Raw genomic sequence first — 20,538 nt, forward strand, 5'->3', positions numbered from 1 at the left:
TACTAAGGAGGTGCCCTTTGGTGGCGGAAGTTAAGAGGATAATGATCAGCCTCCCGGACAATCTATTGCGCGAAGTTGACGGAATTGTTGCTGCGGAAAAACTCAACAGGAGCGAGTTTATCCGTGAGGCAATGAAACTCTACATTCAGGAGAGAAAAAGGAGAACTATAAGGGAACAGATGAAAAAGGGATATATTGAGATGGCTAAAATTAACTTGGCCCTGGCCGGGGAGAACTTTGCCCTGGAACACGAAGTCAGTAAACTATACAGTGGGCGCTTGTCGGGGGATGAATAAATGCAGATTCGACGCGGAGAAATTTATTTTGCCGATCTGAGCCCCGTTGTTGGCTCAGAACAGGGTGGGACAAGACCCGTGCTGGTTTTGCAGAATGATATCGGTAACCAGTACAGTCCGACAACCATTGTGGCAGCAATCACCTCACAAATTAGTAAAGCGAAGCTACCGACACATGTGGAGGTTACTGCGAAGAGCAGCGGCCTGGAAAAGGACTCGGTAATTCTTCTTGAGCAAATTCGCACAATCGATAAGAGCCGATTAAAGGAAAAAGTAACCACACTTAATGAAGAGATAATGGAAAAAATTGCCCAGGCGATGGAGATTTCTCTGGGATTAATTGAAATATAAGCAGGCGGAATCCCGCCTGCTCAGCTTATTGACAAACCCCATATTTTTTTGAGTATTAAACTTATAGACAGGGGTAGATGAATTCCTTCGGCGGGCTACATCTCCGCCGGCAAACAGCTCCCGCTTCGCGGATCGCTGGCCGGGCGGACGATAGACTCCGCCATCCGGAACACATCTACCCCAGTCTTATAACATTTTTAGCTCAAAATTACTGGCTTTGTCAGCAGCCTGAGCAGGCGGATTCCGCCTGTAACTATGCCTGAAAAGCCCTGAAAGGACGAAACCCCGAGAGGGGTTTTTTCGTCTTACATAATGTAAGAAGCATCATAACATATGGAGGGGATTTATCATGAGGTATCTGCTAATTATTGCTGCAATTATGTTAAGCATTATGGTGTCCGGATGCCAGGGAACTAAACCTGCCAGTGACACCGGTCCCGGTTCCGGCCCCAATGTGTCCGGTACAAATGCACCTGAAAAAGATGTGCCACAGCAGAAGGAAAGCGGTGATTCTGAGGGGCAAGCCCGGGACCCTCTTGAAGCAGCCCTGGAAAAGGTTGCTGCTCCTGAGCCTCTTACCGCAGAAAAACTGCAGGAGTCTTCTGACGGGGTCTTTGACTGGTTTCTCCGAGTGGAGAATTGGACCAATCAGGTAGTAGCGGTTGTGGCCGGCCAAACCCCCCCGGTGATAGGTTTGGAGCAAAAGGACCTGATTATAAATACCCTTGCCAAACATTACACCGATTCCGAAGCGGAAGACATCTTCAGTTACTTTTTTATTAAAACGACAGTAGAAGAAAAAGAGGTATATGAAGTTCAGGGTACGGAGTATTTTGATGCCCTGAGTTCTATTGAAAAGAATCTTAATATTGAAGTTACTCCATCAACAGTGGTTATCAAAGGAAACGGCAACCCTGATTTGCGCTGGCCGGAAGTGAACCGGATCACAACTTTACGGGATGACGGTGACCGTTTGAGGATTTCGGACATAACATATCAATAAAACAAATCTGAACCGGCAAAGGATAAGCAGGCGGAATTCCGCCTGCTTTGGTGTTTTTCAGGTATATACATTTGTATGGCCTACCCGATTCTGACCCTGCATTTGGCTCCGTGCCACAGGGTTTCTTCAACAATGAAGTCATAACCGGAGTCAAGGCCTTTTAGCATGCCCTCCATTGGATTCAGGCAATAAATGTGGCATGGGCAGCCTGTGGCCAGATTTTTGGCAAAGGCACACAGCCGGCAGCTGCCGGTTTCCATCACAATCCCTTCCGGACCTTCGGTCGTTTCCCAGCGGGCACAATTGGTTATTTCGGCAAGCAGGGTAAAACCCTCTTCAGGTTTTTGGATATTCAATGACTTCGCTATCTGGGCCCCCTGCACCAACTGTTCATTGCGTTTTTCTTCAGTCACTTTGTCTAGAATGCCTGCAGCGGTATACCTGCGCACAGAATCAACCAAAACTCCCACATAAAGGTTTTGCAGCACCTTGAGCCTGTTTTCCACGTTCATATAAATCCCCTCCCCAATTATTTGGCTGGCAGATTTTTAACTGCCTTTATTAGTTTAGTGGGGGGGAATTATAAAATTGTGACAGCCTGGCGGTGATTATTTTTGTTATTCTGGATAAAAATTATTAATGGTGCTCATCCGTCGACAGAAACGTTTCCCAGTAGTTTTTGGCAGGCAGAATTTTTTCTGATTCCAGGAAGAGGTTGACCCTTCCTACAAGTCTCCTTAATTTTTCATACTCTCCTGCCAGGTTAACATCTGCCACCAGGTTTTTCATGCGGCACCTGCACTTACCTGAGGGATTAAATAACATGCACTCATAGTTTAAAAAATTTCGCAATTTCTTCCGGCACCGGGAAACAGTCTGCCTGACAGCGCTTTTATCCTGGGAGAAAATCGCGGCAATATCGTCATATGATAACCTGGCAACATCCCGGAAGAGAAAAATTAATCTTGATTCATTGTCGAGACAATGCAAAACTCCTGTGAGACATTTGTCACACATTTCCTTAATCCAGAGTCTTTTATCATACTCCTCGTAAAAAGGGGCTTCAACATCTCCCTGGTGAAAATAATCTCTCAAAAAGCGGATTGAGTAAATTCTTTCATTATGGGCATGCTTAGAAACCACACGGCGGGCAATGGTATAAATCCATGTTGATACCCCGGACTCGGCTCGAAAGCCGGGCAGGCTTTTGATTACCTGCAGCCAGACCTCCTGGGCCGCATCCTTTGCCAGTTCCTCATCCCGAAGCATTCTCCGGCTGATAGAAGAAACCATCGGTCCATATTCCTGAATCAGTTCATTAAGAACAATCACTGACATAATAAATCTCCCGGATCATCTATGGTATAATGTGTTTATGGTTGAGTTTGTGAATTATATTTATGGATTGCATCCTAGATATACAATCTTTCATCTTTTCCCTTAATGGCAAGGTAATTCTGGATCTCGGAACCGGCTTTTTCACATACCAGCCTGATTATATAGGCATCATCCAGATAACCCAGACCGGGAATATCATCTGCCAGAAGATCTTTTTGGGAAACAAAATAAAGTAATCCTGCAGCCACCGTTTTCCTGGCTGTTTTGGTCAATTTAATTTCCTCGTCAAATAACATCTCATAGAGCAGCTTGACTCTTTCCCGCATCTTTTTTACAAACAGTTTCCGGCTGCGGATTTTCTTAAGTTTATGGTATGTCAGTCTTTCGATGGTTTTGATATCCTGTTCGGAAACATATCTGGTCTTTTCCTCAAGTTTGTCCTGGAGTACTTGTTTATGTTTTCCGCTCAGTATTGCTGTTTCTTCGCCGTCTTCTATTTTCCGGATATTCCGGTTATTGGGAAATGGAATGATAATGCCCATGTCCTCATCTCCTTAAAAGGGATATGTTAAATTGTTCGCCCTAGGGGGCGTTTTTTCCTGCTGGGAAATCACTTCCTGATTTTTCAAATTGGTTTCGTTCTGACTTTTTCCCAACATCAAGGCTCTGGAAATGACCTGGATGACATAATGAGACATCCCAGCAACATTTTCCACGAAGCTAAATAATATGATACAAGTAAAGCATATTCAATATAATTTGTTGGGAGGGTAAGGGATGAAGCCTTTAATCGGGATTTCGTGTTCGTATAACCATATGGACGGGCGTTTTTTCCTGCCCGAGGCTTATGTGGAGGCCGTTATTAAAGCCCAGGGTATCCCCTTGATTCTGCCGGGTTCAGGCAGTATCAAAGCTGTGGCGCCATTTTTCAGGGCGGTCAGAGGTCTTGTGTTGACCGGAGGTGGGGATGTAGATCCCGGTTTCTTTGATGAAGAGCCGCTTCCCGGACTGGGTGAGGTCACTCCTGAAAGGGACAGGTTTGAAATCATGCTGGTAAGGGCTGCTATGCAGAGGCGGATACCAATTCTGGGCATCTGCCGGGGAATTCAGATACTTAATGTGGCCTGTGGAGGTTCTGTTATCCAGCATATTCCCGCAGAAATCGGCAAACCCCTGAAGCATTCCCAATCAGCTCCCAGGTGGCACTCCACACATAAGGTCAGCATTGCCAAAGGCAGCCGCCTGGCAGAGATTCTCAAATGTAACAGCACCAGGGTCAACAGCTTTCACCACCAGGCAGTCCGCAGCCCGGCCCCGGGATTTGAGGTCACTGCCAGGAGCAGTGACGGTGTTATTGAGGCAATTGAGCACCGGGAAAGCCCTTTTGTCATCGGGGTCCAATGGCATCCTGAGTGCATGGCGCCCAAGGACCGGCATGCGAGGCTGCTGATCGGGGCTTTTACAGAAGCGGCATCACGGACTGACCAATCCCGAAAAAATTAATTACCGGAGGCAGGATTTGCAGCGCTCATGGAATAATAATGTTCAAGGTATAATACCTAAGATAAGATATTCCTAATAACAGGACGGAGGATAAAATGGTACAGGTATCGGTATCCAGGTGTGCTGATTATGACCAGGACCGGGTAAACAGTGCGGTACGTACAGCAATAATGCTAATTGGAGGTATGGAACGGTTTGTCCGGCCCGGTCTGATGGTCTTGTTGAAGGTTAATGCACTTACAATGAAGCTTCCGGAAGAAGCGGTAACCACCCATCCTGCTGTTATCAAGGCTGTGGCTGCTGAAGTTAAAAAAGCCGGCGGTATTCCCCTGGTGGGTGACAGTTCCGGGGGCATGGTAGCCGGACAGGCCCCCACAAAGAGTACCTTTGAGGTTGCCGGGATCGCCAGGGCGGCTGAAGAAGCGGGAGCCGAACTGGTCAATTTTGATTCTGCAGGTGTTGCCGCTGTTGCTGCTGAGGGGCCTATACGGACACTGCATCTGGCCAAGCCGGTTCTGGAGGCGGATGTAGTGATCTCCCTGCCAAAGCTGAAAACCCACTCAGTGACCATTCTGACGGGAGCAGTTAAAAACATGTTTGGATGTGTGCCCGGACACAGGAAGTCTGAATACCACCGGATGGCGCCGCGGCTGAAGGATTTTGCCAGGGTGCTGGCAGATATCTATGGTCTGACAAGACCGGCCCTGACTATAATGGATGGCATAGTAGGCATGGAAGGTAACGGGCCGTCAGCAGGAAGCCCAAGGAATATGGGGCTGGTTCTGGCCTCCGGGGACGGTGTGGCCCTGGATGCAGTTGTGGCCTACATAGCAGGGGTGGCCCCATTTAAGATTCATACAACCCGGATTGCCCACCAGCGAGGTCTGGGTATGGGAGACCTGTCTAAAATCGAGGTACTGGGAGAAAAGCTGGAAACTTTGAAGCTTCGGGATTTTGACCTTCCCTCCAATTTAATGTTTGAACTATTGCCCGGTTTTCTGGTCAGCGGAATTCTGGGAATGCTCAGAGCCCGGCCTGTAATTGCTGAAGATGCCTGTGCCGGGTGCAGCTTTTGTGTGGATAGCTGTCCTGTACAGGCAATGGAGTTGTCGGGAAAGATTCCCGTAATAGATTACAACAGGTGTATCTCATGTCTCTGCTGTCAGGAGCTGTGTCCCAACAAAGCCGTGCAAATGAAGCAGGTAAATCCTTTAGGCAGGGTTTTGGCCGGCCTTGTCAGACATGGTAAGCAGAAAAAGCGGCAGCGCTACTTGAAATAATTTATCTAAAACAATTATCTTAAATAAACTGTCCAAAACAATTTTATAGTTATGAGGAGAGTAGATGATGGAAACAAAAAATAAGACATCACAGGCGGAACAGCATGTAAAAACGATTGCTGCGGAACTGGGGCTCAGGGAGCCTCAGGTTCTGGGGACTGTCAGGCTTTTGGATGACGGCAACACGGTCCCTTTCATTGCCCGGTATCGTAAAGAAGCCACCGGTGAACTGGATGAAAACATGATCCGGGATGTTGAAGAAAGAGTCAGCTACCTCCGTAACCTGGAGTCAAGGAAAGAGGAAGTTATCAGGTTAATTGAAGAACAGGGCAAGCTGACCGGTGAACTGAGGGATGCTATAGTTAAATCTCACAAACTGCAGGAGGTGGAAGATCTTTATCGGCCTTACCGGCAAAAACGGCGCACCCGGGCCACAATTGCCCGGGAACGCGGCCTGGAGCCGCTGGCTCTGAGAATAATGGGTCAGCAGGATATGGACGGGACCCCTGAAAATTTGGCGGAGTGTTATGTCAACCCCGAAATGGAAGTACATACTGCCAGAGATGCGGTTAATGGAGCTATGGATATAATCGCCGAAAATATTTCTGATGATGCCGACATGCGTAAGCTGGCGCGCAGGCTGACATTCAACGAAGGTATTATGATGACCCTGGCCGCAGATAAAGCAAAGTGCACCCCGTATGAAATGTACTACGACTACCACGAGCCGTTGAGGAACATTCCTCCCCACAGGATCCTGGCCATCAACAGGGGCGAAAAAGATGAAATACTCTCGGTAAAGGTGGAGGCCCCTGCAGAAAAACTGGTTTCCCTGATTTGTCAACGGTTGATCTTGAATGAAAAAACCATCTGGAGAACAGTCCTGGAGGAAACGGCTCAGGATGCTTATAAGCGTCTTCTGGCCCCTTCAATAGACCGGGAGGTCAGAAATGAATTAACCGGAAAGGCTGAGGAACAGGCGATAAAAATTTTCTCCGCAAATCTGCGCAGTCTTTTGCTGCAGCCCCCGGTCAGAGGGCAGACTGTTCTTGGCATTGATCCCGGCTTCAGAACAGGCTGCAAACTGGCAGTTGTTGACGAAACAGGTAAAGTGCTTGAGGTGGGTGTGATGTATCCACACCAGCCGCAGAACAAGACTGCAGAGGCCAGGGAAATTATGCAGCGGATGATCAGGGAGAATGCCGCAGGGCTTATCGCCATCGGTAATGGCACGGCATCAAGGGAAACGGAGACCGTGGTTGCCGGGATGATAAAGGAGGAAGGGCTCACTGTAAGTTATACCATAGTCAGTGAGGCCGGTGCTTCTGTTTATTCTGCCTCGAAAATTGCCGGGGAGGAGTTTCCCCAATATGACCTCTCCCTAAGAAGCGCAGTTTCCATTGCCAGGCGCCTGCAGGACCCGCTGGCCGAACTGGTAAAAATTGATCCTAAGTCAATCGGTGTCGGCCAGTACCAGCACGATGTGTCTTCCAAAAGGCTGGAGGAATCCCTGGGAGGTGTTGTGGAATCCAGTGTAAATGCAGTAGGGGTTGACCTGAACACTGCTTCACCGTCACTTCTGAAGTATGTTGCCGGGATTAAACCTGCGGTGGCCAAAAGTATTGTTAGCTTCCGGGAAAAGCATGGCAGATTCAGCAGCCGGAAACAGCTCCTGGAGATTCCGCGGCTGGGCGGCCAGACCTTTGTGCAGTGTGCTGGGTTTATCAGGCTGCCGGATGGAGATAACCCTCTGGAAAACACCCCGGTTCACCCGGAGTCATATGATATTGCGGAAAAGATTTTGCAGAGGGTTGGCGCTGCTCCCAATGACCTCTGCACAGCCGGTCTGAAGGATATCCGTCATAAGCTGGCTTCCCTCGATGCTGAAACAGTAGCTGCAGAGCTGGGAGCAGGAGTGCCTACCGTCAGGGATATTATTGAGGCCCTGCAGAGGCCGGGGCGGGATCCCAGAGATGAAATGCCCAAGCCTGTTTTCCGTACTGATGTAACCTCAATGGAAAACCTGAAACCCGGGATGGTGCTGGAGGGAATAGTTAGAAATGTCGTTGATTTCGGCGCTTTTGTTGACATTGGGGTGAAGCATGACGGACTTGTCCATATCTCGGAGTTGGCTGATAAATTTGTCAAACACCCTATGGAAGTTGTTTCAGTGGGAGATAATGTAAAGGTAAGGGTTCTCGGTGTGGATATGGCCAGAGAGCGGGTGAGCCTTAGCATGAAGGGGACCCGCTGACCCTTATTGGGAGGGGATCCGCTGACCCTTATTGGGAAGGGACCCGCTGACCCCTGATTCAGTGGGGGCAGATTGATCCCGGGAAAAAATGGAGGTGTGATTTTTTGAATACTCAGGATATTTTAAATACGGCTCTGAAGCTTGCAGGGCTGGAGGAGACCCCGGCTGATTCGGGGGTGGTAGTGGCAGGAGATAATATTACCAAGGTCGCTTTCGGAGTTGATATTGAGGTTGCCGAACTGCTGCTGGCACGGGAACTGGGCGCTGATGCGGTGATAACGCATCATCCCAGGGGCGGGCTGCCCATGGTTGAGTTCCATAATGTGATGTCTAACCAGATTGACCGGATGGTTAAGGCCGGGGTTCCTGTAAATAAGGCCCAGAAGGCTTTGAAAGAACGTATGGAAGAGGTGAGCCGGGCTCACCACGTAGGCAACTATGACCGGGTAATGTCTGCAGCCAGGCTTATGGGAATGCCTTTTATCGTTATCCATACCCCTGCCGATATATTGGCGGAAAACCTGATTCAGGGACATCTGGATAGGACGCTCGGGCAGTCCGGAAAAGCTACGGTTAAGGATGTGATAGGGGCTTTAGGACAGCTTCCCGAGTACCGCAATACCCTGGCCAAGCCGGTTGTCCGGGTGGGCCGGGAGTCTGATTACGCCGGTCGGGTATTTGTGACTATGGCTGGGGGGACCAGTGGCGGTGAAGATGTTACCAAAGCTTACTTTGAAGCGGGTGTAGGCACCCTTGTTGTCATGCACATGCCTGATAGTACGATTAAGGCGGTTAAACAACAGAATATCGGCAATGTTGTCGTGGCTGGGCATATGGCCAGTGACTCTGTCGGCATTAATCAGGTTATCAGTGAATTTGAGAAAAAAGGCCTGCAGGTACTTCGGATGAGTGGAGTCATTGAACCTGAGTAATGAGTAATATTATAATGGAATTGAAATTCCGGGAGAATTAATAATATGTACAGATTGGGGAGAAAAATGATGCTGGCTGTAATTAACGGCAGAATTATAACCATGGCGGGTGCTGATATCGATAAAGGGACTGTCCTGATCGAAGATGGCAAGATAAAGGAAGTGGGAAAAGATGTAGAGATTCCCGAGGCCGCCGACATTCTGGATGCCACGGGGAAGATTGTCATGCCGGGCTTTATTGATGCCCACTGTCATGTGGGCATTCTGGAAGAAACTTACCGCATTGAAGGTGATGATGTTAATGAGATGACAGATCCGGTAACACCTCACCTCAGGGCTATTGATGCCATAAACCCTGAAGACCAGGGGTTTACCGATGCCCTGGAGGGTGGGGTGACAACTGTAGTGACCGGGCCGGGCAGCGGAAATGTCATTGGGGGCGAGAATCTCGCCATGAAAACCGCCGGCAGCATTATTGACCACATGGTGCTGAAAAGTCCTGTTGGAGTTAAGGTTGCCTTTGGCGAAAACCCGAAGCGTGTATACGGCGGCGGCAAAAAAAGCCCTATGACCAGGATGGCTACTGCTGCGCTGTTGCGGGAAAGCCTGGTTAAGGCACAGAATTATCTCAGGAAACTGGAACTGGGTGTCCAAGACCCCGATAAGCTGCCGGACAGGGATCTTAGGATGGAGACATTGGTTCGGGTCCTTCAGGGGCACCTGCCGCTAAGAGCTCATGCTCACAGGGCTGATGACATCATGACTGCCATCAGGGTGGCTGATGAATTCGGGGTAAAAATTATCATAGAGCACTGCACAGAGGGTTTTAAGATAGCTGATGAACTGGCCCGCAGGGGCATTCCTGCGATAACCGGACCGGCGCTCACAGGCAGGGCTAAAGTTGAATTAAAAGACCGCACCAATGCAAATGCAGGCATACTCAGCAGGGCAGGAGTCAAGGTAGCTATCATGACAGATCACCCTGTTATCCCCATTAATTATCTGAGCTTGAGCGCGGCTCTTGCTGTAAAGGCCGGAATGGAGGAAGCTGAGGCCTTAAAGGCGATTACTATTAATGCTGCTGAAATAATCGGGCTTGCTGACAGAATAGGCAGTATTGAAAAAGGCAAAGATGCTGACCTGATTATTATGAATGGACACCCTCTGGAAATAAAGACTAGAATTGAACATGTCATAATAGGCGGAAAAACCGCGTATTTGGGCTGAATTGCCTGAATATTTTAAATTTCTCCCTTATTATCGATAATGCTCGTTATTTGTCGGAAAAAGACTATAAGTTTTTAGAGGGATTAGCCTGTGAGCGTCGAAGGATAATTAAAATGGAAAATACAAGTCGAATGGGGCAATTTATGTCAGGGGGTGTCATTATGGAATCTCAATGCCTCGATGTTTTAATAGTAGATGACCAGGCAGGGGTGCGTTATTTGCTTGATGCCATTATCAGGGAAGAGGGACATAGGCCTTTTTTGGCAGTTAACGGCCAGGAAGCAGTTGAACAGGCTGTTAAGATAAACCCCGATTTAGTTTTTATGGATATCCGCATGCCTGTTATGGATGGCACCAAGGCTCTGGAAAAGATGAAAGAGACGGGATGTAGTTGTCAGGTAGTTATTATGACTGCTTTCACTGAGAAGGATGTCATTGATAAGGCACGTACCAATGGAGCTTTTAAGTGTATCATCAAACCCTTTGATGTTGATGAGATTCGCCAGATAATTCATGAAGTATCCCGAAAGATATTCCCCAGGGCATCTGCATTGTAACAGCAAGAGCAATTAGAGCTGGGCCGGTCGCTGAACCGGTCTTTTGTGTTTTTATGCTGTGTCTATTTACAACAAGTTATCTGAAATGCTATAATTAGTAAACTCATACAGACCACTGGGGGTGCTGCGGCGGCGGCTGAGAGACTTTAGGGTCAACCCTTGGAACCTGACGAATGCATATCTGTCCCGGCTTTTGGGGCGGTGCTGCACACAACCGGATAATACCGGCGGAGGGAAGTGGGCATAAGTTAGGACATACTTGTACCCACCTCAGGAAGGTGGGGTTTGTTTTTATTTAGGAATTAACTTTTTTGCAAGACTGTTGATAATGAAGGGAGAAGGGCTATGACTCTGAAAAAGGTATTGACTGTCGCCGGTTCCGATTCCGGGGCGGGGGCGGGAATTCAGGCGGATCTGAAGACCTTTGCCGCTATGGGTGTTTATGGATTAAGTGCGCTGACTGCCATTACCGCTCAGAATACAGTGGGAGTTTCCGGGGTTCATGCCATTCCCCCGGAATTTGTGGCCAAACAGATCTCGGCTTTGTTTGAGGATATGGAAATTGCTGCCATTAAAACAGGAATGCTGGCAAATACCGGTATTATTGAAGCTGTCTGTGATCAGTTTATCAGGTCTAATGCAGAGAATATTGTGGTAGACCCGGTAATCATCGCTACCAGTGGAGATCTGCTGATGGATGATCGGGTTGAGAATTTTATCTGGGCATTAAGAAACAGGCTGATTCCATTGGCACATATTGTGACCCCCAACATACCTGAAGCAGAAATCCTGACAGGCAGGGAAATTACCGGACTGGAGGATATGAAAGCAGCTGCCATAGACCTGCAGAGCCTTGGTGCGCCCAATGTTGTTATTAAGGGCGGACATTTGGAAAATGGAGATACAGTTGTTGACTTGTTGTTTGACGGGAGCGGCTTCTATGTATATACCGGCAAACGGGTGCTTACCAGAAATACCCATGGGACCGGCTGTACCTTTGCGGCAGCGGTTGCTGCCGGACTGGCCCTTGGCAGAAATACCAGGGAAGCGGTCGAAGAAGCCAAAAAGTATGTCAGTTACGCACTGGAACACAGTTATTCCGTGGGGCGTGGCGGTGGCCCGCCCAATCACTTTGCCGGGTTTGGCCGTTTGGGAGGTGACGGGGTATAATTTTGATGAAATATGCAGAAAAGACTGCCAGGGGAGGCCTTTACGTAGTAACCGGAATGGAATTTTCCGGGGGGAGGGCTTACCGGGATGTGATTAATGCATGTATTGAAGGTGGCGCGGGTATTATTCAGCTGCGCGAAAAAAATTGGCCTGTCTCCCGGGTTTTCGAGATTGGCCGCGAAGTCCGCGAGATTACTCGTAAAAGAGGAGCGCTGTTTATTGTTAATGACCGTGTCGACCTGGCGTTGGCCCTGGAGGCTGATGGCGTGCATGTAGGACAGGAAGACCTGCCGCTGCAGGCTGTAAGAAGGCTTGTTGGCAGTAAACTGATAGTCGGTGTCTCAGCAGGGACTCCCGAACAGGCGCTGGAGGCGGAGAGAAACGGGGCTGATTACATCGGTGTCGGGCCTGTTTTCCCCACCGAGACCAAAAAGGATGCCAGGCCCCCCAGGGGACTGGAAATACTGGGACAGGTAAGACAGGCGGTTTCCCTGCCGATATATGGCATTGGAGGAATTAAGCTGCATAATGTGGCCTCGGTAATCCGGGCCGGGGCAGATGGCGCTGCGGTTGTCAGCGCTGTTGTCGGGGCAGCCGATATTGCCGGGGCAGCCCGGGACTTGGTTACAGAAATTGACAGGGTAAAGAAAAGTAATCACCAGACTGCAAATCATACTTAGGAGGACAGCAAATGACTCAGATATTAAAAGCCAGAGCAGGGGAACTAACACCTGCTATGAAGGAAGTTGCTGAAAAGGAGGGTGTTGCCCAGGATATCATTTTGGAAAGGGTGGCCGCGGGGAAGATAGCGATTCCAGCCAATATTCACCATAGTAATCTAAAACCCTGTGGTATTGGACAAGGACTGAAAACAAAAGTGAATGCCAATATAGGGACATCTCCCCAATATCCTGACATCGAAAAAGAAATGTCTAAACTCCGGACGGCCCTTGACGCAGGGGCAGATGCTGTGATGGACCTCAGTATGGGAGGCGAAATCAATACATGCCGGAAACAAATAATCGAAAACTGTCCCGTTTGTGTCGGAACCGTACCTATCTACCAGGCAATTGTGGAATCTAAGGAAAGGTACGACAACTTGATGCAGCTAACTGCTGATGATCTCTTTGGGGTGATTGAGAAACAGGCTGAGGATGGTGTGGATTTTATTACCGTTCACTGTGGCGTCACCCTTGAAGTGATCGAAAGGCTGCGCCGGGAAGGCAGGATTACCGATATTGTCAGCAGGGGGGGAGCATTTCTTGCGGGGTGGATGCTGCACCATGAAACGGAAAACCCTCTCTTTGTACAATATGACCGCCTCCTGGAAATCGCTCTGAAACACGATGTCACTCTAAGTCTCGGGGACGGTCTGCGGCCGGGGTGCCTGGCTGACGCTACAGACAAGGCCCAGGTCCAGGAACTGATCATCCTGGGTGAACTCGTGGAGAGGGCATGGGAACAGGGGGTCCAGGTCATGGTTGAAGGACCGGGGCATGTACCCATGGATCAGATTGCCGCAAATATGGTGATTCAGAAACGGTTGTGCAAAGAGGCGCCTTTTTATGTGCTAGGCCCTATTGTTACAGATGTGGCGCCTGGTTATGACCATATCACATCAGCCATCGGGGGAGCAATTGCAGCCTGGAGCGGCGCTGATTTCTTGTGTTATGTCACTCCCGCGGAGCATTTGGGGCTGCCCACTGACCAGGATGTCCATGAAGGTGTTATCGCAGCCCGGATAGCCGGACATGCTGCCGATATAGTCAAGGGTGTACCGGGAGCGAGGAAATGGGATGATACTATGGCCAAGGCCCGGAAGAACCTGGACTGGGAAGCCCAGCTCAACCTGGCAATTGACCCGGTGAAGGCCAGGGCTTTGAGAAAGAACAAAAACCCGGAAGGCATGAAGGAATGTACTATGTGTGGCGAGTTTTGTGCCATGAAGGTGATTGGTGAATACCTGGGGACACAGTTTCCCAAGTGCTGATATAATTGATATAAGTGCTGATATGGGAAAAAATGCATTGGTTGCATTGACAACCGGTGCATTTTTGTTTATAATCGAACTACACTTGAAAGGTATACTTTAAGGCGGTAGATATAATGAACATTAATCAGGCTACTGATTATGCATTCAGAGCAGTTTTATACCTTGCCAGACAGACCAAGGGAAAGGTTGTGGATGCCCAGACAATTTCCAAAGCTGAGGTCATTCCAATGCGGTTTCTGCTGAAGATAATGCCCTCACTGATAAAGAAAGGTATAGCAGGCTCTCAGAGGGGAGCCAAAGGGGGTTATTTTCTGGCGGAAGCCCCGGAAAACATTACTTTTCTTGATGTCGTTGAGGCCATTGAAGGGCCGATTACAATCAATAGGTGTTTTATTGATCCTTCCTACTGTAGTAAGAAGGGCGCGCCTGAATGTTTGGTACACCGGACATTGGCAGGTATTCAGGAAAAGTTGATCGGCGAATTAGCGGGACATAATTTTGGAGAACTGGTCGGGAAATAGTCCGGTTCTTCAGCATTTCAGGGGGAAACAAGTTGTGTTTTCAGGGGAGGTGACTAATGCGGGAACAGTGTTTACGGCTTTTAAAAACGCTGATAAACTCAATAAGGCCTTCTACTGCTGCCGCCAGGAGCTGCCTGCCCTTTTCTTTTGTGGCAGTGGTCGGGTCACCTAGAGTTCCGGTTTCAGAAATACTGCTCCAGTAGGGAATCATGATGACGGGACGGCCTTCGCCCTGCCCAACCAGATCCAGCCAGAAGTATTTTGAAGCAGTAAACTTATCGAGGTCTCTTACTGCCTTGTCCATCTGAACCAGTTCTTCTTTGATGGCCAAGTACATCGAAGTTTCCAGCTCACAGGCGTGATTCATTCCACCCGGGTTTTCTGATTCACGTATCCGGGCTGCGGTATCAATAACAGGCTGAAGGTCCCAGTAAGAGATTGCGGCACACATCACATCCGGGTATTCCAGAATTGTTGCCCTGGCTGCGATTTGCAGAAACGATATATTACTTCCGTGGCCATTAACCAGGAGAATCTTTTGGAATCCCTGGCGGGCCAGGCTCATACAAACATCAGTTACATATCGGGTAAAGGTTTCGCCACTGATAGAGATGACTCCGGGAAAATCCATCTGATGTGGAGCGTAACCATGGTTAACGGGTGGAATCACGACAATTTCTCCGGGGATTTTCCGGCCTGTTTTGGCACATACTTCGGAGACCAGGACAAGGTCAGTGTCAACCGGGAGATGGTAACCGTGTTCTTCAATGATTGCCACTGGAACAACAGCTATTCTTTCTTCTTTAATCACTTCCTTTACTTCGGGCCATGTCATTTCAGCAAACAGGTATTTAGGGGACATGATGTTAAATCACCTCATTTCATCTGTTTCCCATGGGGACATATATACACACAAAGGCCGCAGGTAAGACTTCCTGTTGCCTTTTCTTTTTCTGTGCGGTGCCGACCGCACTTTTGGGCATCAAAGCGTATTTCGGGGTTATCAGGAAGCAGCTCTTGCCGATCCAGCCCAGGCCGGCAAGGTTGGCCGCCAGTTTATGGGTGAACATGCCCTTCAAATTCTTCTCATCAGTTGTCAGGGAATCCGCCACTGGCAATGCCTGGAATCCTTTTGCTTCCAAAGCCGCGGCAATGTTCAGGGCGGTATAGTCCAACCTTGGATTAATAACCTGGTAGACATGGTGGTGATAACTCTTCATATAAGTGGGGTTATCCTGGCGTGTTATGATGTCAACCATATGCCCTGACAGGGGCATTCCGATTTGGTTGATTAAGTGCAGACAAAAACAAAGAGGCGTCTTTGATGCCCCTTTGGTCAAAACTATCATCCTTGAATTCGCTGAAATACTCATCTATTACCACGTAATGAATAATAAGCAAATCAGCTACTGCTAAATAACGGTGACTAATATTTTGACAACTCCTTTAAAACATCTTTGTATTTCTCTGCAGTTTTGACCACTTTATGAATAAATTCTGGGGATACTTTTTTTTGCCAATCTTTCTCCAAACCAAGTTCTCGTAAAATGTGGGGCGGCAATTGGATTTTATCGAGCTTTTGTGCAAATTCAGTCACAAGTCGCCCCTCCCTTCTTTTTAACATGTTTTGCTTGCAAACTACCTTGTTTTTATTATATCTAACTCGCTTGCAAGACACAATAGGAAAACGAGTCGTTTTAATCTTAATTTTCAAAAAAATTCCTCTCGCTTTCTTACATAAATTATCGTTCTACTCGTAAAAAATTTATAGCCTTCATTCTTAAATATTCCCATCATGTATTAATTGTTAACCAAATATTAAAAAAATCTTAAGAGAACCATGCAGTTCATAGTGAGGCCGTACTTCTGAAGCATGTTCAGCCCCGTCAATATTATTTTTCAATTTCTTTTGCATTAATGACCACGGCATATGGTGAGGCGTTGTACAAGATTTTCCTTGCACTGCCGCCGTGAGAAATATTACCGCAGTTCCGCTAAGCGAAGTTCAGGACGCGGGCCACGGATGGCCCGCGCCGCCACTGAGGCAGGACGCCGAATTGGCGGTGTTCCTGAACTTCGCAAGGAACAAGGTTAGATTTCTCCGGCGGCAGTGCGGAAAAACGGTACAACACCTTACCATGGTTGCAACCGCAAAGGTTAACAGGTATAATAATTCTAGTATTTTATTACAGGAAGGCCGAATAAACATGAGAATCAGGGAAGTGGGAGAATTTGGGCTGATTAATATCCTTGTCAAAAAAATACTGCCGCACTCCGGCAGGGTGGTAAAGGGAATCGGTGATGATACTGCCGTGATGAGACAGGAACCCGGCAGGTTTTTGCTGATGACAACAGATATGCTGGTAGAGGATATTCATTTCAGCTTGAAATACTTTTCCCTGAAGGCGGTGGGCTGGAAGGCTATGGCTGTTAATGTCAGTGATATTGCGGCTATGGGCGGGGTGCCCGGCTTTGCGGCTGTATCTGTCAGTATTCCTCCAGATTGGGAGGTTGAACAGGTCGAAGAACTGTACTCCGGCTTGATTGACTGTTCCAGAGAATACGGAATCGACATTGTTGGCGGTGATACTGTAAGTTCAACCAAAGGACTGACCGTTAACGTGGCCCTCACCGGTTATGTTGAACCTGACCGGGTGGTCTACCGTTCCGGCGCTTCTCCGGGAGATATAATTATGGTTACCGGCCCTCTGGGCAGCTCGGCAGCCGGCTTGTATGTCCTTAACAAACCTCTGCCTGAGGATATGCCGGGGATGAAACCAGGGATGAACCGCGAAAGCGAAGTCATCAGCGCCCACCTTTATCCCAGGGCACGTCTCCGGGAAGGCCGGATTTTGGGCGGCTCGGGGTGCATAAGTGCCATGAATGACATCAGTGACGGGCTGGCCAGTGAAGTTCTGGAAATATGCCTGGCCAGCAGTACCGGCTGCGAGCTGTATGAAGCATCCCTCCCTATTACGGAAGCGGTATCTGCGGTGGCTGAAGGAGCAGGGGTATCCCCCTCCCAGTGGGCGTTATACGGAGGGGAGGATTTTGAGCTGGTTTTTACTGTGAAGCCGGACCGCCTGGACTCAGTAACCTCTGCGCTTAAGGAGGCCGGCGCTTTTCCCTGTGAGGTTGGCCGGATTGCCGAGCCGGGGCGGGGCTGCCTGCTGGTTGATACCGGAGGCCGGCGCAGAGAGATGAAACCCCGGGGATATAACCATTTCGGAGAATAGCAGAATCACCGGGTGTTATAATATAACGGGTGTCATAATAACCACAGGCGAAGCATGTTTTGCCGGAGGAGATTACCGGATGAGGGTGTTTAGTGATTCAACGGAAAAAACAATTACCATAGGTCAGAGCCTGGGCAGGATGCTCGGGGCAGGGAGCGTAGTCTGCCTGGAAGGTGACCTGGGTGCGGGAAAGACTCATTTTGCCAAGGGCATTGCCCTTGGCCTTGATATCAGTGAGCATGTTACCAGCCCGACATTTACCATAATTAACGAATATGAAGGGCGGCTGCCTCTATACCATGTCGATGCTTACAGGCTGGAAGAGGAAGAGGAGGCATATGAGCTGGGGCTGGAAGAATACCTTTTCGGCAGCGGGGTTACTCTGATTGAATGGCCGGAGCGTGTCACCGGTCTTCTTCCGGATGAATACCTAACGGTAAGTATCATCAGGGCTGACAAGGGTGATAATTCCAGGGAACTGGAGTTCCTGCCCTGTGGTCAAAGCTATGTCGATCTGACTGCCGGTCTGTTTGAGGAGTTGAAAAAAATTGTACATATTGGGGATTGACACAGCCACAAGAGTGGCCGGGGCAGCTGTGGCCGGAGATGACAGGCTGGTTTCGGAACGGTTTATTCACAACCTGAAAACACATTCCCAGAACATTATTCCCATGATTCAGCAGGTGCTGGATGATGCCGGCATTAAACCGGCAGAACTGGATGGTATTGCTGTTACCAGCGGCCCGGGGTCATTCACCGGGCTGAGGATTGGGATGGCTGTTGCTAAGACCATGGGCCAGGCGTTGGATATACCTGTTGTGGGAGTTTCTACCCTGAGGGTTTTGGCTTGGAATTACTACCGGGCATCGGGGCTGATTTGCCCTGTTCTTGACGCCAGAAGAAATGAGGTTTACGCAGGAATCTACGGGTCAGGTCCAGAAGGTTTGGAGGAACTGGTAAGACCGGCGGCCATGCCTGTGGAACAGCTTTTGGACGAATTATCGCGATACCGCGAAAATGTTATCTTTTTGGGTGACGGAGTTCCGGTTTACCGGGATACTATCATCACCCGGCTTGGCTCCCGGGCTTTATTCGGGACTATGATTAACAGTTTTCCCAGGGCCGGGGCTGCTGCCGAACTTGGGATGGTTCAGCTGCAGCAGGGCCAGACAGAGGATTATACTTTTATGCAGCCGGTATATCTCCGGAAGTCGGAGGCTGAAACTACCTGGGAGAAAAAACACGGGCAATGATGTGAGGCGAATCAGATGGATAATACGAAAACACCCGTCCGGATTAAGCGGATGTGTAAGGCATACCTTGACGAGGTCGTGGCCATAGAGAATACATCTTTTCCTACGCCATGGTCACGAATGGCATTTTCTCATGAAATTGACAATAATGATTTTGCTTATTATATTGCTGCACTTGCAGGGGATAGGGTCATCGGGTATGCCGGGATGTGGATAATCCTTGATGAAGGGCATGTGACAACACTCGCGGTCCACCCTTCTTACAGGAGGAAGCAGGTCGGGGGAACGCTGCTTTGCGAGCTTTTTAAAGAAGCCCTCTGCAGGGGCTGCCAAAAAATGACTCTTGAAGTCAGGCCATCCAATTTTGCAGCCCTGAGGCTTTATGAAAATACGGGATTTATTTCCCATGGGGTCAGGCACGGTTACTATTCTGATACCGGTGAAGATGCAGTTATCATGTGGAAGAACCTTCGCAAAGATACCTGAAAGGTGTGGTCAAGTGTCGGCAGAGACAATCATACTTGGAATAGAAACATCTTGTGATGAAACATCGGCTGCTGTAATTGCAGATGGCAGCAGAATTATGTCAAGTGTTATTTCATCACAGGTCCCGGTGCATCAGAGATTCGGGGGCGTGGTTCCCGAAATAGCGTCCCGGAAGCATGTGGAACTGATAAACTCGGTAATTCGCCAGAGCTTAGACGAAGCCGGGGTTACTTTTAAGGATCTTACCGCTGTTGCGGTAACTTACGGTCCTGGACTGGTGGGGGCGCTCCTGGTCGGTGTTTCCGCTGCCAAGGCCTTGGCGTACACTCTTGACCTGCCCCTTATCGGGCTGAATCATGTGGAATGCCATATCTATGCTAATTTCCTCACCAGGCCTCCGGAGCTTCCGGTAGTCTGCCTGGTGGTTTCCGGTGGGCACACGGACCTGATCTTTATCCAAGCTCACGGAAGTTATGAACTCATCGGGAGAACCCGGGATGATGCTGCCGGAGAAGCCTTTGACAAGGTGGCCAGGGTCATGGGACTGGGATACCCTGGCGGTCCTCTGATAGACAGGCTGGCAGCCGGGGGAAATCCCGCAGCTATTGATTTCCCCAGGGCTTACCTGGAGAATAACAGTTTTGATTTCAGCTTCAGCGGGCTTAAGTCATCTGTTCTCAATTACCTCAACAAGGCAAAAATGAGAGGTGAAGAGATAGAACAGACTGATCTGGCGGCCAGCTTTCAGGGAGCGGTGGTCGATGTACTTAGCGATAAAACCGTGGCGGCTGCCGTGAAATATGGGGTAAGTACCGTTCTGCTGGCCGGCGGGGTTGCAGCCAATACCGGACTGAGACGGGAATTGACACGAAGGGCCCAATCTTTTGGTATCAGTGTCAGGTATCCGGAACCGGTCTTTTGTACCGACAATGCCGCTATGGTAGCCTGTGCCGGTTATTACAGGTATCTGCGGCGCGAGTTTGCCCCTCTTACTCTCAATGCTGTACCGGGTCTGAAGCTTGGTAAAGATGCCTATTGAACTCAAAAATATATTTTTCAGGGAATCCGGGAACACCTGTTTTGTGGATGAAAAGTACCTGTGGATAATGTGGATAAGTCTGTTGATAACTTGAAAAAC

At 48.9% G+C, this 20,538-nt stretch carries 24 protein-coding genes; 18 read left to right on the forward strand and 6 right to left on the reverse strand.

The window, feature by feature from the left end; translation table 11 throughout:
- Positions 1-20: 20 nt before the first annotated feature.
- The 3 genes from Ga0451573_RS16580 to Ga0451573_RS16590 all read left to right on the forward strand — a co-directional run bounded on the left by Ga0451573_RS16580 (position 21) and on the right by Ga0451573_RS16590 (position 1,650).
- Complete coding sequence (locus Ga0451573_RS16580) at positions 21-296, forward strand: CopG family ribbon-helix-helix protein (RefSeq protein WP_331459437.1); 276 nt, start codon at positions 21-23, stop codon at positions 294-296.
- Complete coding sequence (locus tag Ga0451573_RS16585) at positions 297-647, forward strand: type II toxin-antitoxin system PemK/MazF family toxin (RefSeq protein WP_231685274.1); 351 nt, start codon at positions 297-299, stop codon at positions 645-647.
- A 349-nt stretch (positions 648-996) separates the two neighbouring features.
- Complete coding sequence (locus Ga0451573_RS16590) at positions 997-1,650, forward strand: hypothetical protein (RefSeq protein WP_231685275.1); 654 nt, start codon at positions 997-999, stop codon at positions 1,648-1,650.
- An 80-nt stretch (positions 1,651-1,730) separates the two neighbouring features.
- On the opposite strand, the gene Ga0451573_RS16595 is transcribed toward Ga0451573_RS16590, so the two are convergent.
- The 3 genes from Ga0451573_RS16595 to Ga0451573_RS16605 form a co-directional block, all read right to left on the reverse strand.
- A complete protein-coding gene (locus Ga0451573_RS16595; protein WP_231685276.1) occupies positions 1,731-2,162 on the reverse strand; it encodes a hypothetical protein in 432 nt (143 codons plus the stop codon).
- 124 nt (positions 2,163-2,286) lie between these two features.
- On the reverse strand, positions 2,287-2,988 hold the full coding sequence (locus Ga0451573_RS16600) for an RNA polymerase sigma factor (protein ID WP_231685277.1): 702 nt from the start codon (positions 2,986-2,988) through the stop codon (positions 2,287-2,289).
- Positions 2,989-3,062: 74 nt separating this feature from the next.
- Entirely contained in the window at positions 3,063-3,530 is a 468-nt protein-coding gene (locus Ga0451573_RS16605; protein ID WP_231685278.1) for a YkvA family protein, read from the reverse strand.
- A gap of 235 nt (positions 3,531-3,765) precedes the next feature.
- On the opposite strand from Ga0451573_RS16605, the gene Ga0451573_RS16610 reads away from it, so the two are divergent.
- From Ga0451573_RS16610 to Ga0451573_RS16655, 10 genes are all read left to right on the forward strand, one after another.
- Positions 3,766-4,491 (forward strand): gamma-glutamyl-gamma-aminobutyrate hydrolase family protein, encoded by a 726-nt coding sequence (locus Ga0451573_RS16610; RefSeq protein WP_231685279.1) that lies wholly within the window; start codon positions 3,766-3,768, stop codon positions 4,489-4,491.
- Positions 4,492-4,586: 95 nt separating this feature from the next.
- Entirely contained in the window at positions 4,587-5,771 is a 1,185-nt protein-coding gene (locus tag Ga0451573_RS16615) for a DUF362 domain-containing protein (protein ID WP_231685280.1), read from the forward strand.
- A 64-nt stretch (positions 5,772-5,835) separates the two neighbouring features.
- On the forward strand, positions 5,836-8,025 hold the full coding sequence (locus Ga0451573_RS16620) for a Tex family protein (protein ID WP_269438357.1): 2,190 nt from the start codon (positions 5,836-5,838) through the stop codon (positions 8,023-8,025).
- A gap of 104 nt (positions 8,026-8,129) precedes the next feature.
- Positions 8,130-8,957, forward strand: a complete 828-nt coding sequence (locus tag Ga0451573_RS16625; RefSeq protein ID WP_231685281.1) for a Nif3-like dinuclear metal center hexameric protein — start codon at positions 8,130-8,132, stop codon at positions 8,955-8,957.
- Between the two features lie 45 nt (positions 8,958-9,002).
- Positions 9,003-10,184, forward strand: a complete 1,182-nt coding sequence (locus Ga0451573_RS16630; RefSeq protein ID WP_435052295.1) for an amidohydrolase — start codon at positions 9,003-9,005, stop codon at positions 10,182-10,184.
- Positions 10,185-10,345: 161 nt separating this feature from the next.
- Positions 10,346-10,741 carry a response regulator gene (locus Ga0451573_RS16635; RefSeq protein WP_231685282.1) on the forward strand — a complete coding sequence of 132 codons (396 nt, stop codon included), beginning with the start codon at positions 10,346-10,348 and terminating at the stop codon, positions 10,739-10,741.
- Positions 10,742-11,086: 345 nt separating this feature from the next.
- The gene (gene thiD / locus Ga0451573_RS16640) at positions 11,087-11,911 is read left to right on the forward strand and encodes a bifunctional hydroxymethylpyrimidine kinase/phosphomethylpyrimidine kinase (protein WP_331459438.1); all 825 of its coding nucleotides are present in this window, start codon (positions 11,087-11,089) and stop codon (positions 11,909-11,911) included.
- A gap of 5 nt (positions 11,912-11,916) precedes the next feature.
- Positions 11,917-12,591, forward strand: coding sequence for a thiamine phosphate synthase (gene thiE, locus Ga0451573_RS16645; RefSeq protein ID WP_231685303.1), 675 nt, complete (start codon positions 11,917-11,919; stop codon positions 12,589-12,591).
- 11 nt (positions 12,592-12,602) lie between these two features.
- Positions 12,603-13,901 (forward strand): phosphomethylpyrimidine synthase ThiC, encoded by a 1,299-nt coding sequence (thiC, locus tag Ga0451573_RS16650; protein WP_231685283.1) that lies wholly within the window; start codon positions 12,603-12,605, stop codon positions 13,899-13,901.
- 116 nt (positions 13,902-14,017) lie between these two features.
- Positions 14,018-14,425, forward strand: coding sequence for an RrF2 family transcriptional regulator (locus Ga0451573_RS16655; protein WP_231685284.1), 408 nt, complete (start codon positions 14,018-14,020; stop codon positions 14,423-14,425).
- A 40-nt stretch (positions 14,426-14,465) separates the two neighbouring features.
- On the opposite strand, the gene Ga0451573_RS16660 is transcribed toward Ga0451573_RS16655, so the two are convergent.
- The 3 genes from Ga0451573_RS16660 to Ga0451573_RS16670 form a co-directional block, all read right to left on the reverse strand.
- Positions 14,466-15,287: a creatininase family protein gene (locus Ga0451573_RS16660; RefSeq protein WP_231685285.1), complete on the reverse strand. Its 822-nt coding sequence runs from the start codon at positions 15,285-15,287 to the stop codon at positions 14,466-14,468.
- 19 nt (positions 15,288-15,306) lie between these two features.
- Complete coding sequence (locus tag Ga0451573_RS16665) at positions 15,307-15,765, reverse strand: hypothetical protein (RefSeq protein WP_231685286.1); 459 nt, start codon at positions 15,763-15,765, stop codon at positions 15,307-15,309.
- A gap of 86 nt (positions 15,766-15,851) precedes the next feature.
- Positions 15,852-16,022: a hypothetical protein gene (locus Ga0451573_RS16670; RefSeq protein WP_231685287.1), complete on the reverse strand. Its 171-nt coding sequence runs from the start codon at positions 16,020-16,022 to the stop codon at positions 15,852-15,854.
- 610 nt (positions 16,023-16,632) lie between these two features.
- On the opposite strand from Ga0451573_RS16670, the gene thiL reads away from it, so the two are divergent.
- The 5 genes from thiL (at position 16,633) to tsaD (ending at position 20,439) form a co-directional block, all read left to right on the forward strand.
- Positions 16,633-17,661, forward strand: a complete 1,029-nt coding sequence (gene thiL / locus Ga0451573_RS16675; protein WP_231685288.1) for a thiamine-phosphate kinase — start codon at positions 16,633-16,635, stop codon at positions 17,659-17,661.
- A 79-nt stretch (positions 17,662-17,740) separates the two neighbouring features.
- Positions 17,741-18,229 carry a tRNA (adenosine(37)-N6)-threonylcarbamoyltransferase complex ATPase subunit type 1 TsaE gene (tsaE, locus tag Ga0451573_RS16680; protein ID WP_231685289.1) on the forward strand — a complete coding sequence of 163 codons (489 nt, stop codon included), beginning with the start codon at positions 17,741-17,743 and terminating at the stop codon, positions 18,227-18,229.
- Entirely contained in the window at positions 18,210-18,914 is a 705-nt protein-coding gene (gene tsaB / locus Ga0451573_RS16685; RefSeq protein WP_231685290.1) for a tRNA (adenosine(37)-N6)-threonylcarbamoyltransferase complex dimerization subunit type 1 TsaB, read from the forward strand. The genes tsaE and tsaB overlap by 20 nt, the downstream gene beginning before the upstream one ends.
- 15 nt (positions 18,915-18,929) lie before the next feature.
- Positions 18,930-19,400, forward strand: coding sequence for a ribosomal protein S18-alanine N-acetyltransferase (gene rimI / locus Ga0451573_RS16690; RefSeq protein ID WP_231685291.1), 471 nt, complete (start codon positions 18,930-18,932; stop codon positions 19,398-19,400).
- A 13-nt stretch (positions 19,401-19,413) separates the two neighbouring features.
- The gene (gene tsaD, locus Ga0451573_RS16695; protein WP_231685292.1) at positions 19,414-20,439 is read left to right on the forward strand and encodes a tRNA (adenosine(37)-N6)-threonylcarbamoyltransferase complex transferase subunit TsaD; all 1,026 of its coding nucleotides are present in this window, start codon (positions 19,414-19,416) and stop codon (positions 20,437-20,439) included.
- The last annotated feature ends 99 nt before the right edge of the window (positions 20,440-20,538 follow it).

Source organism: Phosphitispora fastidiosa, assembly GCF_019008365.1.
GTDB lineage: Bacteria > Bacillota > Thermincolia > Thermincolales > UBA2595 > Phosphitispora > Phosphitispora fastidiosa.